This is a genomic window from Pseudomonas sp. PK-RTE-24 (assembly GCF_054052265.1).
Window position 1 is genome coordinate 238,222 of the sequence record NZ_CM133224.1, and the last position, 14,374, is coordinate 252,595.

At 58.9% G+C, this 14,374-nt stretch carries 15 protein-coding genes; 2 read left to right on the forward strand and 13 right to left on the reverse strand.

The window, feature by feature from the left end; genetic code table 11:
- Window positions 1–4: 4 nt before the first annotated feature.
- On the forward strand, window positions 5–328 hold the full coding sequence (gene fdxA / locus ACV8MC_RS01160) for a ferredoxin FdxA (RefSeq protein ID WP_056783233.1): 324 nt from the start codon (window positions 5–7) through the stop codon (window positions 326–328).
- A 528-nt stretch (window positions 329–856) separates the two neighbouring features.
- On the opposite strand, the gene rpoS is transcribed toward fdxA, so the two are convergent.
- The 8 genes from rpoS to ACV8MC_RS01200 all read right to left on the reverse strand — a co-directional run bounded on the left by rpoS (window position 857) and on the right by ACV8MC_RS01200 (window position 8,081).
- Window positions 857–1,864, reverse strand: coding sequence for an RNA polymerase sigma factor RpoS (gene rpoS / locus ACV8MC_RS01165; RefSeq protein ID WP_016771451.1), 1,008 nt, complete (start codon window positions 1,862–1,864; stop codon window positions 857–859).
- 106 nt (window positions 1,865–1,970) lie between these two features.
- Window positions 1,971–2,840, reverse strand: a complete 870-nt coding sequence (locus tag ACV8MC_RS01170) for a peptidoglycan DD-metalloendopeptidase family protein (RefSeq protein WP_041478115.1) — start codon at window positions 2,838–2,840, stop codon at window positions 1,971–1,973.
- Window positions 2,841–3,051: 211 nt separating this feature from the next.
- Complete coding sequence (locus ACV8MC_RS01175) at window positions 3,052–3,687, reverse strand: protein-L-isoaspartate(D-aspartate) O-methyltransferase (RefSeq protein ID WP_160768345.1); 636 nt, start codon at window positions 3,685–3,687, stop codon at window positions 3,052–3,054.
- A 38-nt stretch (window positions 3,688–3,725) separates the two neighbouring features.
- Complete coding sequence (gene surE / locus ACV8MC_RS01180; protein WP_024011837.1) at window positions 3,726–4,475, reverse strand: 5'/3'-nucleotidase SurE; 750 nt, start codon at window positions 4,473–4,475, stop codon at window positions 3,726–3,728.
- Window positions 4,463–5,521, reverse strand: a complete 1,059-nt coding sequence (gene truD / locus ACV8MC_RS01185; RefSeq protein ID WP_236168060.1) for a tRNA pseudouridine(13) synthase TruD — start codon at window positions 5,519–5,521, stop codon at window positions 4,463–4,465. Before truD ends, surE begins: the two co-directional genes overlap by 13 nt.
- Window positions 5,518–5,991: a 2-C-methyl-D-erythritol 2,4-cyclodiphosphate synthase gene (ispF, locus tag ACV8MC_RS01190; RefSeq protein ID WP_016771456.1), complete on the reverse strand. Its 474-nt coding sequence runs from the start codon at window positions 5,989–5,991 to the stop codon at window positions 5,518–5,520. The genes truD and ispF overlap by 4 nt, the downstream gene beginning before the upstream one ends.
- 43 nt (window positions 5,992–6,034) lie before the next feature.
- The gene (fghA, locus tag ACV8MC_RS01195; protein WP_056783229.1) at window positions 6,035–6,880 is read right to left on the reverse strand and encodes an S-formylglutathione hydrolase; all 846 of its coding nucleotides are present in this window, start codon (window positions 6,878–6,880) and stop codon (window positions 6,035–6,037) included.
- Window positions 6,881–6,968: 88 nt separating this feature from the next.
- The gene (locus ACV8MC_RS01200; protein WP_007908835.1) at window positions 6,969–8,081 is read right to left on the reverse strand and encodes an S-(hydroxymethyl)glutathione dehydrogenase/class III alcohol dehydrogenase; all 1,113 of its coding nucleotides are present in this window, start codon (window positions 8,079–8,081) and stop codon (window positions 6,969–6,971) included.
- Between the two features lie 116 nt (window positions 8,082–8,197).
- On the opposite strand from ACV8MC_RS01200, the gene ACV8MC_RS01205 reads away from it, so the two are divergent.
- On the forward strand, window positions 8,198–9,094 hold the full coding sequence (locus ACV8MC_RS01205) for a LysR substrate-binding domain-containing protein (RefSeq protein ID WP_056783227.1): 897 nt from the start codon (window positions 8,198–8,200) through the stop codon (window positions 9,092–9,094).
- Between the two features lie 132 nt (window positions 9,095–9,226).
- On the opposite strand, the gene ispD is transcribed toward ACV8MC_RS01205, so the two are convergent.
- The 5 genes from ispD to ACV8MC_RS01230 form a co-directional block, all read right to left on the reverse strand.
- Window positions 9,227–9,934 carry a 2-C-methyl-D-erythritol 4-phosphate cytidylyltransferase gene (gene ispD, locus ACV8MC_RS01210; protein ID WP_150636327.1) on the reverse strand — a complete coding sequence of 236 codons (708 nt, stop codon included), beginning with the start codon at window positions 9,932–9,934 and terminating at the stop codon, window positions 9,227–9,229.
- A complete protein-coding gene (gene ftsB / locus ACV8MC_RS01215; RefSeq protein ID WP_016771460.1) occupies window positions 9,931–10,209 on the reverse strand; it encodes a cell division protein FtsB in 279 nt (92 codons plus the stop codon). The genes ispD and ftsB overlap by 4 nt, the downstream gene beginning before the upstream one ends.
- A 169-nt stretch (window positions 10,210–10,378) precedes the next feature.
- A complete protein-coding gene (gene eno / locus ACV8MC_RS01220; RefSeq protein ID WP_041478121.1) occupies window positions 10,379–11,668 on the reverse strand; it encodes a phosphopyruvate hydratase in 1,290 nt (429 codons plus the stop codon).
- Window positions 11,669–11,823: 155 nt separating this feature from the next.
- Window positions 11,824–12,669, reverse strand: a complete 846-nt coding sequence (gene kdsA / locus ACV8MC_RS01225) for a 3-deoxy-8-phosphooctulonate synthase (RefSeq protein WP_007954807.1) — start codon at window positions 12,667–12,669, stop codon at window positions 11,824–11,826.
- A gap of 4 nt (window positions 12,670–12,673) precedes the next feature.
- On the reverse strand, window positions 12,674–14,305 hold the full coding sequence (locus tag ACV8MC_RS01230) for a CTP synthase (protein ID WP_016771462.1): 1,632 nt from the start codon (window positions 14,303–14,305) through the stop codon (window positions 12,674–12,676).
- Between the last annotated feature and the right edge of the window lie 69 nt (window positions 14,306–14,374).

Sequence of the window (14,374 nt, forward strand, 5' to 3'; positions counted from 1 at the left end):
AGAAATGACCTTCGTCGTCACCGACAACTGCATCAAGTGCAAGTACACCGACTGCGTAGAAGTCTGTCCGGTGGACTGCTTTTACGAAGGCCCGAACTTCCTGGTGATTCACCCGGACGAGTGCATCGACTGCGCGCTGTGTGAACCAGAATGCCCGGCTGTGGCGATCTTCTCGGAAGACGAGATCCCAAGCGGCATGGAAAACTTCATCGAGCTCAATGCCGAGCTGGCGGATATCTGGCCGAACATCACCGAGAAAAAAGAATCGCTGCCGGATGCCGAAGAGTGGGATGGCCAGCCGAACAAGATCAAACACCTCGAACGCTGATCTACCCCGCGCTCGACTGAAAGGCCCCTTGCGGGCCTTTTTGCTTTTGCAGATTCTGCTTTTCTGCAGACGAAAAAAGGGGCGGTATGACCCGCCCACATTTTTTCCCTATTCCCTGTATTCCTTTTCATCGTCCTGATGAATCGCCTCCTGCGATGTCCGTTCCCCTCTTCCGTGAAGGGCGTGTCTGTCCGTCGACACAGTTGAGATATTAGAGAGTTTCTGGAGACGAGCAATTGGCCCTCGGCGTACGCGCGCTCTGTCACAAGGACATAACATTTACGAAATAATTAACAAAATCAAAAGGTTGCTCACTGTAAGTGAGCGCGATCGCCTTCCACCGAAGTGTAAAAATAACGAACACTTACGACACAGTAAGCAAAGGCTTACAGCGCGAGACTACAAATTCAGAAATTGACGACCGCTTGTCTGGTGGCTGCCGAAAGCCCGATTTGCTGCACGCGAAAAACAAAAAAGCCCCGACTGATTGAATCAGCCGGGGCTTTTTGCGGGCGGACGATCAGGCGCTTATTGAAACAGCGACTCGCTCGACAGGCCGTTCTTTTCAAGGATCTCGCGAAGGCGCTTGAGCCCTTCCACCTGAATCTGCCGTACCCGCTCGCGGGTCAGGCCGATCTCCAGGCCGACATCTTCCAGCGTGCTGCTTTCGTGACCACGCAGGCCGAAGCGGCGAATCACCACCTCGCGCTGCTTGTCGGTCAGCTCCGACAGCCATTGATCGATGCTCTGCGACAGATCATCGTCCTGCAGCAGTTCGCACGGATCGGTCGGACGATCGTCAGTGAGTGTGTCCAGCAGGGTTTTATCCGAATCCGGACCCAGCGAGACGTCGACCGAAGAAACCCTTTCGTTGAGGCCGAGCATGCGCTTGACCTCCCCCACCGGTTTTTCCAGCAGGTTGGCGATTTCTTCGGGTGAAGGTTCGTGGTCGAGTTTTTGCGTCAGCTCCCGTGCGGCCCGCAGGTACACGTTGAGCTCCTTGACCACGTGAATCGGCAGCCGGATGGTCCGGGTCTGATTCATGATCGCGCGTTCGATGGTCTGACGGATCCACCAGGTCGCGTAGGTCGAGAAGCGGAAGCCGCGCTCCGGATCGAACTTTTCCACCGCGCGGATCAGGCCGAGGTTGCCCTCTTCGATCAGATCCAGCAGCGACAGCCCCCGATTGACGTAACGCCGGGCGATCTTGACGACCAGCCGCAGGTTACTTTCGATCATGCGCTTGCGCCCGGCAGGATCGCCACTTTGCGACAAGCGCGCAAAATGAACTTCTTCTTCCGGGGAGAGCAGAGGGGAAAAGCCGATTTCGTTGAGATACAGCTGCGTGGCATCAAGTGCCCGAGTGTAGTCGATGTATTTATGTTGTTTGAGTGTGGCGGAGTGTCTGGATTTGGAACGAACGGAAGGTGGAGCAGCCCCTTCATCATTCAACATCGAATCCGAATCGATGCCGGTCTCCATAAGGAGAACCTCATCGTCGATGTCAAACTCCGGCACTTCTTTACTGAGAGCCATTGTTATAGTCCTTTGGTGAGTTCGACCCCAAGCTCAAGCGACGCCTTTATCCTTGGCAACGCTGGAGCCTGTCCCCTCTACGCGACGGAACAGGCTGGCCTTCAAATCAACGTCTTGGCAGGAACTGCAGCGGATCCACAGGTTTACCTTGGCGGCGAATCTCAAAATGCAGTTTCACCCGGTCTGTACCCGTTGACCCCATTTCGGCAATTGTCTGTCCGACCTTGACCTGCTGCCCCTCCCGAACCAACAGCCTGCGGTTATGTCCGTAAGCACTGACGTAGGTTTCGCTGTGTTTGATGATGACCAATTCGCCGTAGCCCCTTAAGCCACTCCCGGCGTATACGACCGTCCCATCAGACGCAGCTAAAACAGGCTGTCCCAAATCTCCGGCGATATCAATTCCTTTATTCAAACTACCGTTTGAAGAGAATTTTCCAATCAGAACGCCATTAGATGGCCATCCCCAGCCGGTCGGGGCCGGGCCTGCCGGAGGCAGTGGAGCGGGTGCAGGTTTGCTCGCGACGGACGGTACAACCCCTTTGGAACCGGTGGTTGTAGTGGTTGTGGTGCCATTCGCCTGGCGCCGGATTACCGTGGTTTTACTCGACGAAGAAGGCGAGGAACTGGAGTTGCTCACCACCGCTGTCGGCGTTGAACCGCTGCGCCCGTCGAAGCGAATTGTCTGACCCGGATGGATCGTATACGGCGTAGGAATATTGTTCCGTGCGGCGAGGGTTTTGTAGTCCCAGCCGTAACGAAAGGCGATCGAAAACAAGGTATCGCCGGGACGGACTACATACTGCCCGGTGGTAACGGTAGGACGTTGCGCCACCGCATTGTTGCGATCAACAACGCGCACGTTGCTCGATTTGGTGCTGGAGCAACCGACCAGCAAGGTGCTCAAGACAAGGCCAGTCACCAGGCGCTGAAAGCTCGTGTTACCCATACGCTGCGCAATGACTGTGAGACTCACCCGCCGCTCCCTTTGTGGTGGCTGAAAAATTCTGAATGCCGCATTGCGGCATGAGGTGTCGCAAGTATAACGGGCCGAACCGGCTTTACCTTTAATGAAGCGAAATCACCGGACGCACACGTTTGCCAGGGGCAAGTACGCTGCGTTTAAACTCTGGCTGCCGGTGTAAGACCGGCGCCGTTGAAAGGAATTCAGCCCTGTTTGCAAATGCTCAGGCCAGTGGCCCGTTGAGCAACGGCACGAAACGCACAGCGCCCAGAACGTGTCGGGAAAAGCCATGTTCCTCGCGCACGATCAGCATCAGTTGTTGCACTTCACCCGAGCCAACCGGAATTACCATGCGCCCACCGGGGGCCAGTTGATCGAGCAAAGCCTGCGGTACATCGGTGGCAACGGCGGTGACGATGATGCCGTTGTATGGGGCCAGCGCCGGCCAGCCCTCCCAGCCATCGCCCCAGCGAAACACCACGTTGCGCAGGTTCAACTCGACCAGACGCTCCTTGGCGCGGTCCTGCAGCACCTTGATGCGTTCGACCGAAAACACCCGTTCGACCAGCTGCGACAACACCGCCGTCTGGTAGCCGGAACCGGTGCCGATCTCCAACACCTTATCCAGCGGGCCGGCCTCCAGCAGCAGCTCGCTCATGCGCGCCACCATATAAGGCTGGGAAATGGTCTGGTTGTTGCCGATCGGCAGCGCGGTGTCTTCATAAGCGCGATGTGCCAGCGCCTCGTCGACAAACAGATGACGCGGCGTGCGGCGGATCACTTCCAGCACCTTGGCGTTCGACACGCCTTCTTCATATAGACGCTGGATCAGGCGCTCGCGCGTACGCTGTGAAGTCATGCCTATGCCGCTGCGCAGGCGGTCGTCGTGTTCGCGCATCAGCTCAGCCCTCCCAGCCAGCCATCCAGACTTCTGAAGGCATCATTGAAAGTGCGATCGAGCTGCAACGGCGTGATGGACACATAGCCCTGCATCACGGCATGAAAATCGGTGCCCGGGCCGCCGTCTTCAGCGTCGCCGGCAGCGGCAATCCAGTAACCGGCCTTGCCGCGCGGATCGACCACTTTCATCGGCGCCGCCGCGCGGGCGCGATGACCGAGGCGGGTCAACTGAATGCCACGGATGTGATCGATGGGCAGATTGGGGATGTTCACGTTGAGCACCGTGCGCGGTGGCAGATCCAGCCCGGCGTGGGCCTCGACCAGTTTGCGCGCAAAGTAGGCCGCAGTCGGCAGATTGTCCACCTGACGCGAGACCAGTGAGAAGGCAAACGATGGGCGCTCGAGAAATCGTCCTTCCAGCGCTGCCGCCACGGTTCCGGAATACAGCACGTCGTCACCAAGATTGGCGCCCAGATTAATGCCGGATACCACCATGTCCGCTTCGCGCTCAAGCAAGCCGTTAAGGCCCAGGTGAATGCAATCGGTCGGTGTGCCGTTGAGGCTGATAAAGCCGTTCGCCAGGTATTGCGGGTGCAGCGGACGGTCGAGCGTCAGCGAACTGCTGGCGCCGCTTTTGTCCTGCTCCGGGGCGATAACCACGCATTCGGTGTAATCCGCCAGCGCAGCATAAAGCGCGGCGAGACCGGGCGCGGTTACCCCATCGTCGTTAGAAATCAGAATACGCATGGGCTGTCCGTCTGCCCCACCGGCACCAGATCAACGAGCTCGCGCACCAATACGGTGGCAAAGCATCCGGCCGGGAGGACGAATTCCAGTTGCAGAATGTCAGGTTGGGGATAATGCCACGTCAACCCGCCAATGGGCAGCCGCAGGATGCGACGTTCATGGCTCATGCCGGCGTGGATCAACCAGTCGCGCAGATCCGCTTCGCGGGCGGCGATCGCCTGCTCCAGTTCATGGACTGCGCCAGCGGTGGGCGAGTCACCTTCGCCCCACTGCGGACCGGTCGGGTGCAGGTCGAGAATCGCCAGACGCGGGTCGCTGCATTCGGCTTCACCGGCCGGGAAAAAACTGCGGCTGTCGGTGAAGGCCAGCAGATCGCCAACCAGCGCGGTGTTCCAGGTGCCATCGGCGACGCGCGCCGCGAGCACCTGGTTGAACAGAAAGCTACGCGCCGTCGACAGCAACCGCGAACGCACATTGCGCTGTTCCGGCAAAGCCTTGCGCGCCGCCCACGCCCGGGCATCGACAACGTTGCCGCCGTCATGGCCGAAGCGCTGGGCGCCGAAATAATTGGGGATGCCTTGTTTGGCGATCAGTTGCAGCCGCTGTTCAATCGCATCTTTGTCGCCATTGAATTGCGTCAGGCGCAGGGTGAAGCCATTGGCCGAATGCGCACCGCGTTGCAGCTTGCGCTTGTGGCGCGTGGTCTTGAGGATCTTCAGCGTGTCGTTTTCCGCCGCCGACAAATCCGGATCAGCCTTGCCCGGCAACTGCACGCTGAACCACTGTCGGGTCAGGGCCTGACGGTCCTTCAGCCCGGCATAGCTGACGGTACGCAACGGCACGCCGGCTGCCTTGGCGATACGCCGCGCCGCTTCTTCGGTATTGAGGCCGCGCTTTTCCACCCAGATCCACAGGTGTTCGCCGTCACCGCTGAACGGAATATCCAGCACTTCATCGACCTGGAAATCTTCGGCGATGGCTTTCAGTACCGCTGTGCCGAGGGGTTCGCCATAGGCCCGTGGGCCGAGTAATTGCAGTTCATTCATGCGCGCAGCAACAAGGCAACGGAGTGCACGGCGATGCCTTCTTCGCGACCGACAAAGCCAAGCTTTTCGGTGGTGGTAGCTTTGACGTTCACTTGATCCAACTCAACTTGAAGATCCGCCGCGATCAGCGCGCGCATCGATTCGATATGCGGCGCCATTTTTGGCGCCTGGGCAACGATGGTGTTGTCGACGTTGCCGACTTTCCAGCCCTTGGCGTGAATCAGACTGACCACATGACGCAACAGCACACGGCTGTCGGCGCCCTTGAATTGCGGATCGGTGTCCGGGAAGTGTTTGCCGATATCACCCAGCGCCGCCGCGCCGAGCAAGGCATCGCTCAAGGCGTGCAGCAGGACGTCACCGTCGGAATGAGCGAGCAGCCCGAAGCTGTGTGCAATCTGCACGCCGCCCAGAGTAATGAAATCGCCTTCAGCGAAACGGTGCACATCGTAGCCGTGGCCAATACGCATAAAAAAACGCCCCGATTTTTGTCAGGGCGTGATTCTACCTGCATTAACCGCGCAGAGCGCGTGCGTGATGCTGCAAGTGGTCGTCAATGAAGCTTGAGATGAAGAAATAGCTGTGGTCGTAGCCCGGTTGCAGGCGCAGCTCCAGCGGATGCCCCGCTTGTTTTGCGGCGTGTTGCAGGGCTTCGGGTTTCAGCTGGGTGGCGAGGAAATCGTCACGATCACCTTGATCGACCAACAACGGCAACTTCTCCGTCGCCTCTGCGATCAGCACACAGGCGTCCCACTCCTTCCACTTCGAACGGTCTTCGCCCAAATAGTTGGAAAAGGCCTTCTGACCCCACGGGCAATCGATTGGATGGGTAATCGGCGAGAACGCCGACACTGACTGATAACGCCCGGGATTGCGCAGCGCGCAGACCAATGCGCCGTGGCCGCCCATGGAGTGACCGCTGATACTGCGTTTGTCGGAAGCGGGGAAATGCGCTTCGACCAGAGCAGGCAGTTCCTGCACGACATAGTCATGCATCTGATAGTGCCGCGCCCACGGTTCCTGCGTGGCGTTCAGATAAAACCCGGCGCCGAGACCGAAATCCCAAGCTTTGTCGGCATCATCCGGGACATCCGCGCCACGCGGACTGGTATCCGGGGCGACGATGATCAACCCGAGCTCGGCAGCCATGCGCATCGCACCGGCCTTCTGCATGAAGTTCTCATCGGTGCAGGTCAGGCCTGACAACCAGTACAACACCGGCAGCTTGCCGCCCTGCTCCGCTTGTGGCGGCAGGTACACGGCAAAGACCATGTCGCAATCAAGCACTTCGGAGCGATGGCGATAACGCTTGTGCCAGCCACCAAAACTCTTCTGACAGGAAATGTTTTCCAGATTCATAGCACTTCAGCCGCAAGATGCGAGCTTCAAGCTGCAAGAGGGAATTGCGCCTGCTTGCAGCTTGTGGCTTGTAGCTTGCCGCTGCTCCTTAGAAATGAATGACTGTGCGGATGCTCTTGCCTTCGTGCATCAGGTCGAACGCCTTGTTGATATCTTCCAGGCCCATGGTGTGGGTGATGAAGGTATCCAGCGGGATTTCGCCGCTCTGGGCCATGTCGACGTAGCTTGGCAATTCAGTACGGCCACGCACGCCGCCGAACGCCGAACCGCGCCAGACGCGACCGGTGACTAACTGGAACGGACGGGTAGCGATTTCCTGGCCGGCACCGGCGACACCGATGATGACCGACTCGCCCCAGCCTTTGTGGCAGCACTCAAGCGCAGCGCGCATCAGTTGCACATTGCCGATGCACTCGAAGGAGAAGTCGACGCCGCCATCGGTCATGTCGACGATTACTTCCTGGATCGGACGATCAAAGTCTTTCGGATTCACGCAATCGGTGGCACCGAGTTGTTTGGCGATTTCGAACTTGGCTGGATTGATGTCGATGGCGATGATCCGCGCAGCCTTGGCTTTCACCGCGCCGATCACGGCCGACAAGCCGATACCGCCGAGACCGAAGATGGCCACGGTGTCACCCGGCTTGACCTTGGCGGTGTTGAGCACGGCGCCGATACCGGTGGTGACGCCGCAACCGAGCAGGCAGACCTTTTCCAGCGGCGCGTCTTTGGAGATCTTCGCTACGGAAATTTCCGGCAGTACGGTGTACTCCGAAAACGTCGAAGTGCCCATGTAGTGGAAAATCGTTTCGCCCTTGTAGGAAAAGCGCGAAGTGCCATCCGGCATCAGGCCCTTGCCTTGGGTGGCGCGAATCGCCTGGCAGAGGTTGGTCTTGCCCGACTTGCAGAATTTGCACTGGCCGCATTCCGGGGTGTACAGCGGAATGACGTGATCGCCGACGGCGACCGAAGTCACGCCTTCGCCGATCGCTTCAACGATGGCGCCACCTTCATGGCCGAGGATCGACGGGAAGATGCCTTCCGGGTCTGCGCCGGACAAGGTGTAGGCATCGGTGTGGCAAACCCCGGAAGCGACGACGCGCAGCAATACTTCACCGGCCTTGGGCATGGCGACATCGACTTCTACGATTTCCAGCGGCTTCTTGGCCTCGAAGGCAACGGCGGCGCGCGACTTGATCATGCTGACTCTCCAGTGAACCCAATAAATAAAAAAGCAGACAGACAGTGTAGTTCAGCGCTTCCTGAGGAATAATCCGGACCAAAGCAAAACATTATTGCCATACAGGGATAATCCAAGTGTCGGAAAACCGCTGGGAAGGCATCGATGAGTTCGTTGCCGTCGCCGAATGCAATCAATTCACCGCCGCTGCCGAGCGTCTTGGGGTTTCTTCCTCACACATCAGTCGACAAATCGTACGGCTCGAAGAGCGTCTGCAGACGCGACTGCTCTACCGCAGCACCCGGCGAGTTACGTTGACCGAAGCCGGGCAGACTTTTCTGCAGCATTGCCAGCGCCTGCAGGACGGTCGCGAAGAAGCCTTGCGCGCGGTAGGTGATCTGACCAGCGAACCGAAAGGCATGCTGCGCATGACCTGCGCGGTGGCCTACGGCGAACGCTTTATCGTGCCGCTGGTGACTCGCTTCATGGGGCTGTACCCGCAGCTGCGTATCGATATAGAGCTGAGCAATCGCCAACTGGATCTGGTGCATGAAGGGCTGGACCTGGCGATCCGTCTGGGTCGGTTACAGGATTCGCGCTTGGTCGCGACACGTCTGGCACCACGGAGAATGTACCTGTGCGCATCGCCGTCCTACCTGGAACGGTACGGACGCCCACACAGTTTGTCGGAGTTGAGTCGACACAATTGCCTGATCGGCAGTTCGGATATATGGCAACTGGAACAGAACGGCAGGGAATTTTCCCAGCGGGTGCAAGGCAACTGGCGTTGCAATAGTGGGCAAGCGGTGCTGGATGCGGCGCTTCAGGGCGTCGGGTTGTGTCAGTTGCCGGACTATTACGTGCTCGAGCATCTGCACAGTGGCGCGCTGATTTCCTTGCTGGAGGCGCATCAGCCGCCGAATACGGCGGTGTGGGCGTTGTATCCGCAGCAGCGGCATCTGTCGCCGAAGGTGCGCAAGTTGGTGGATTATTTGAAGGTGGGACTGGCTGAAAGGCCGGAGTACAAACTTTGAGTTATTGGTTGCCTGTGCGACCGTTTTCGCGAGCAGGCTCGCTCCCACAATTGACCGAGTTCGACAGCTGAATGCATTCCCTCTGTGGGAGCGAGCCTGCTCGCGAAGGCAATGCCACAGCGACCCCAAATCTCAGCGGCGATTCGCCCAACGCTGGCGCAACCACTCCAGATCTTCCGGCCGGGTCACCTTGAGGTTATCCGCCCGCCCTTCGATCAGACGCGGTGCCAGACCGGCCCATTCCATCGCAGAAGCTTCATCGGTGATCACGGCATCCGCAACCAGGCTATCGGCCAACGCTCGATGCAACGCGCCGAGGCGAAACATCTGCGGCGTATACGCCTGCCAGATCACACTGCGGTCCACCGTTTCAACCACACGACCGTTTTTATCAATGCGTTTGAGCGTGTCGCGAGCGGGCACCGCCAACAGACCACCGACCGGGTCATCCGCGAGTTCGGCAAGCAACTTGTCGAGATCATCGCGACTCAGATTTGGCCGGGCCGCATCGTGCACCAGCACCCAATCGTCATCGTCGGCACCTTGCGCATGCAGATGCAGCAAGGCATTGAGCACCGAAGCAGAACGCTCCGCCCCGCCGCCGACCCGCTGAATGCGTGGATCGCTGACGCAAGCCAGATTCGGCCAATAGGGATCGTCAACAGCAAGACTGACCACCAGGCCCTTAAGGCTCGGGTGATCGAGGAAACAGCCGAGGCTGTGTTCGAGAATTGTGCGCCCGCCCAGTTGCAGATATTGCTTGGGACGGTCCGCGGCCATTCGGGCACCGACGCCCGCGGCAGGAATCACGGCCCAGAAGGCCGGCAGGGAATCGATCATTGGGCCAACTGGTAAAGGGTTTCGCCGTCCTTGACCATGCCCAGTTCGTGACGAGCCCGCTCTTCAACGGTCTCCATGCCTTTTTTCAATTCGCTGACTTCCGCGTCCATCACCCGGTTGCGCTCCAACAGGCCTTCGTTCTCGGCATGTTGTTCGGCGATCTGCTGTTTCAGTTCGGCGACCTGCGCCAGACTGCCATTGCCCACCCACAGGCGGTACTGCAGACCGGCCAGCAGCAAGAGCAAAACAAGAAACAACCAGTAAGGACTGCGCATCGAATATCAGGTATCCAGTGAAAAAAGACAGCCACGCATAATGTTGCAGCATCTGATAGCACGAAGCCTGGAAAGATCCAGGCTTGTGCTTAAGGCATCAGATTAGTGGCAAATCCATCGCTGTCACGACTTTTCCGACACAATCCGGTGTCCTTTGATCAGGTTGCGCTTAACCGCGGAACTCGGCACGGCCGTTGTACTTGGCCTTGCCGTTCAACTGCTCTTCGATACGCAGCAGTTGGTTGTACTTGGAAACGCGGTCGGAGCGGCACAGCGAACCGGTCTTGATCTGGCCAGCCGAGGTGCCCACAGCCAGGTCGGCAATGGTCGAATCTTCGGTTTCGCCGGAGCGGTGCGAGATCACGGCGGTGTAGCCAGCAGCCTTGGCCATCTGGATGGCTTCCAGGGTTTCGGTCAGGGTGCCGATCTGGTTGAACTTGATCAGGATCGAGTTGGCGATCTTTTTATCGATGCCTTCTTTCAGGATCTTGGTGTTGGTCACGAACAGGTCGTCGCCCACCAGCTGGGTCTTCTCGCCGATCTTGTCGGTGAGGATTTTCCAGCCGGCCCAGTCGGATTCGTCCAGACCGTCTTCGATGGAGATGATCGGATAACGCTCGGTCAGACCTTTGAGGTAGTCGGCGAAACCTTCAGCAGTGAACACCTGGCCTTCGCCGGACAGGTTGTACTTGCCGTCTTCGTAGAACTCGCTCGCGGCGCAGTCCAGCGCCAGGGTCACGTCGGTGCCCAGCTTGTAACCGGCATTGGCCACGGCTTCGGAGATCACTTTCAGTGCATCTTCGTTGGACGCCAGATTCGGCGCGAAACCGCCTTCGTCGCCAACGGCGGTGCTCAGGCCACGGGCCTTCAGCACAGCTTTCAAGTGATGGAAAATCTCGGTGCCCATGCGCAGACCTTCCGAGAAGGACTTGGCGCCGACTGGCTGAACCATGAATTCCTGGATGTCGACGTTGTTATCGGCGTGCTCGCCACCGTTGATGATGTTCATCATCGGGACCGGCATCGAGTACACACCCGGGGTGCCGTTGAGGTTGGCGATGTGTGCGTACAGCGGCAGATCCTGATCCTGCGCAGCAGCCTTGGCCGCAGCCAGGGATACGGCGAGGATGGCGTTGGCGCCCAGGGTCGCTTTGTTTTCGGTACCGTCGAGCTTGATCATCGCCTGATCCAGCGCTTTCTGGTCGCTCGGGTCGGTGCCCAGCAGCAGATCGCGGATCGGACCGTTGATGTTGGCTACCGCCTTGAGCACGCCCTTGCCCAGGTAACGGCTCTTGTCGCCATCACGCAGCTCGAGCGCTTCACGCGAGCCAGTGGATGCACCGGACGGCGCGCAGGCGCTGCCGATGATGCCGTTGTCGAGAAGCACGTCCGCTTCCACGGTGGGATTGCCACGGGAGTCGAGAACTTCACGACCTTTGATGTCGACGATTTTTGCCATTGTTGTAAACACTCCAAAGTTGACGAAAACGACGCAGCTAGAGGAAATCTTTATCGTCGGCAAGCGAAGTACAGCGGGCAGACTTGCAGACGACAACGCTCACGCCCGAGGGCATGAGCGACAAATCGTGCGGTACTTTACCGGAGAATCGAGCGTTACGCGGTTTCTACCGTCGGAAAACTCTTCACCAGTTCGTCCAGAGCCTTGAGCTGGGCCAGGAATGGCTCCAGTTTGTCCAGACGCAAGGCGCAAGGGCCGTCGCATTTGGCGTTGTCCGGATCCGGATGCGCTTCGAGGAACAGACCCGCCAGCGACTGGCTCATGCCGGCCTTGGCCAGATCGGTGACCTGCGCACGGCGACCGCCGGCGGAGTCGGAACGACCGCCAGGCATTTGCAGCGAGTGGGTCACGTCGAAGAACACCGGGTATTCAAACTGCTTCATGATGCCGAAGCCGAGCATGTCGACCACGAGGTTGTTGTAGCCGAAGCTCGAACCACGCTCGCAGAGGATCAACTGATCGTTACCGGCTTCCACGCACTTGTTCAGGATGTGTTTCATTTCCTGAGGCGCGAGGAACTGGGCTTTCTTGATGTTGATCACGGCATTGGTCTTGGCCATCGCGACAACCAGATCGGTCTGGCGCGACAGGAAGGCCGGCAGCTGAATGATGTCGCAGACTTCAGCGACGACCGCAGCCTGATCCGGCTCGTGGACGTCGGTGATGATCGGCACGCCGAACGCTTGCTTGATGTCCTGGAAGATGCGCATGCCCTCTTCCAGGCCAGGACCGCGATACGAGGTCACAGAAGAACGGTTGGCCTTGTCGAAGCTGGCCTTGAACACGTAAGGGATACCGAGTTTTTCGGTGACCTTCACGTACTCTTCGCAAACCTGCATGGCCATGTCACGGCTTTCCAGCACGTTCATGCCGCCGAACAGCACCATGGGTTTGTCGTTGGCAATCTCGATGTCGCCGACGCGGATGATCTTCTGTGCCATCGGGTTACGCCTTCTTCTGGTGTTGAGCCAACGCGGCTTTGACGAAACCGCTGAACAGCGGATGGCCGTCGCGTGGCGTCGAGGTGAACTCAGGGTGGAACTGGCAGGCGACGAACCATGGATGATCCGGCGCTTCAACCACTTCGACCAGCGCAGCATCGGCGGAGCGACCGGAAATCTTCAGGCCGGCTTCGATGATCTGCGGCAGCAGGTTGTTGTTCACTTCGTAACGGTGACGATGACGCTCGACAATCACGTCCTTGCCGTAGCAATCATGGACTTTGGAGCCCGGCTCAAGCAGGCAATCCTGTGCGCCGAGACGCATGGTGCCGCCCAGATCGGACGCTTCGGTACGTACTTCGACAGCGCCGGTGGCGTCTTCCCACTCGGTAATCAGACCGACCACCGGATGGCCGCTGGCACGATCGAACTCGGTGGAGTTGGCGTCTTTCCAGCCCAGCACGTTACGGGCGAACTCGATGACCGCCACTTGCATGCCCAGGCAGATGCCGAGGTACGGAACCTTGTTTTCGCGAGCGTACTGAACGGCAGTGATCTTGCCTTCCACGCCACGCAGACCGAAGCCGCCCGGCACCAGAATCGCGTCGACACCTTCGAGCAGCGCAGTGCCCTGGTTCTCGATGTCTTCGGAATCGATGTAGCGCAGGTTGACCTTGGTGCGGTTGCTGATGCCGGCATGACTCATCGCTTCGATCAGCGACTTGTACGCGTCGAGCAGTTCCATGTACTTGCCGACCATGGCGATGGTCACTTCGTGTTCCGGGTTCAGCTTGGCATCGACCACTGCGTCCCACTCGGACAGGTCGGCGCTGCCGCATTGCAAGCCGAAACGCTCAACGACGAAATCGTCCAGACCCTGCGAATGCAGGATGCCCGGGATCTTGTAGATGGTATCGGCGTCTTCCAGCGCGATTACCGCACGCTCTTCAACGTTGGTGAACTGCGCGATCTTGCGACGCGAGGACACATCGATCGGGTGATCGGAGCGGCACACCAGCACGTCTGGCTGCAGACCGATCGAACGCAGTTCCTTGACGGAGTGCTGGGTCGGTTTGGTCTTGGTTTCGCCAGCGGTGGCGATGTACGGAACCAGCGTCAGGTGCATCAGCATCGCGCGCTTGGCGCCGACTTCGAAACGCAACTGGCGGATGGCTTCGAGGAATGGTTGCGACTCGATGTCACCGACGGTGCCACCGATTTCGACCATCGCGACGTCAGCGTCACCGGCACCTTTGATGATGCGGCGCTTGATTTCGTCGGTGATGTGCGGGATCACCTGGATGGTTGCACCCAGGTAGTCGCCACGGCGCTCTTTGCGCAGCACGTGCTCGTAGACACGGCCGGTGGTGAAGTTGTTGTTCTGGGTCATGGTCGTGCGGATGAACCGCTCGTAGTGCCCCAGATCCAGGTCGGTCTCGGCGCCGTCGTGGGTGACGAATACTTCACCGTGCTGGAACGGACTCATGGTGCCTGGATCGACGTTGATGTACGGATCCAGCTTCAGCATGGTGACCTTAAGCCCCCGCGCCTCCAGGATAGCCGCCAATGAAGCCGAGGCAATGCCTTTCCCCAATGAAGAAACAACACCGCCCGTGACGAATATGTAGCGCGTCATGAAAAACCCTAGAAGTCTGCGTTAAAGCGGAACGAGCCGCCGGGGAAAGCGAAGGAAGGCCGAAGCCCC

Coding starts and splice junctions, on each gene's coding strand:
- fdxA (WP_056783233.1), top strand. CDS start 5: ATGACCTTCGTCGTCACCGACAACTGCATCAAGTGCAAGTACACCGAC.
- rpoS (WP_016771451.1), bottom strand. CDS start 1,864: ATGGCTCTCAGTAAAGAAGTGCCGGAGTTTGACATCGACGATGAGGTT.
- ACV8MC_RS01175 (WP_160768345.1), bottom strand. CDS start 3,687: ATGACTTCACAGCGTACGCGCGAGCGCCTGATCCAGCGTCTATATGAA.
- surE (WP_024011837.1), bottom strand. CDS start 4,475: ATGCGTATTCTGATTTCTAACGACGATGGGGTAACCGCGCCCGGTCTC.
- truD (WP_236168060.1), bottom strand. CDS start 5,521: ATGAATGAACTGCAATTACTCGGCCCACGGGCCTATGGCGAACCCCTC.
- ispF (WP_016771456.1), bottom strand. CDS start 5,991: ATGCGTATTGGCCACGGCTACGATGTGCACCGTTTCGCTGAAGGCGAT.
- fghA (WP_056783229.1), bottom strand. CDS start 6,880: ATGAATCTGGAAAACATTTCCTGTCAGAAGAGTTTTGGTGGCTGGCAC.
- ACV8MC_RS01200 (WP_007908835.1), bottom strand. CDS start 8,081: ATGATCAAGTCGCGCGCCGCCGTTGCCTTCGAGGCCAAGAAGCCGCTG.
- ispD (WP_150636327.1), bottom strand. CDS start 9,934: ATGATCGATTCCCTGCCGGCCTTCTGGGCCGTGATTCCTGCCGCGGGC.
- ftsB (WP_016771460.1), bottom strand. CDS start 10,209: ATGCGCAGTCCTTACTGGTTGTTTCTTGTTTTGCTCTTGCTGCTGGCC.
- eno (WP_041478121.1), bottom strand. CDS start 11,668: ATGGCAAAAATCGTCGACATCAAAGGTCGTGAAGTTCTCGACTCCCGT.
- kdsA (WP_007954807.1), bottom strand. CDS start 12,669: ATGGCACAGAAGATCATCCGCGTCGGCGACATCGAGATTGCCAACGAC.
- ACV8MC_RS01230 (WP_016771462.1), bottom strand. CDS start 14,305: ATGACGCGCTACATATTCGTCACGGGCGGTGTTGTTTCTTCATTGGGG.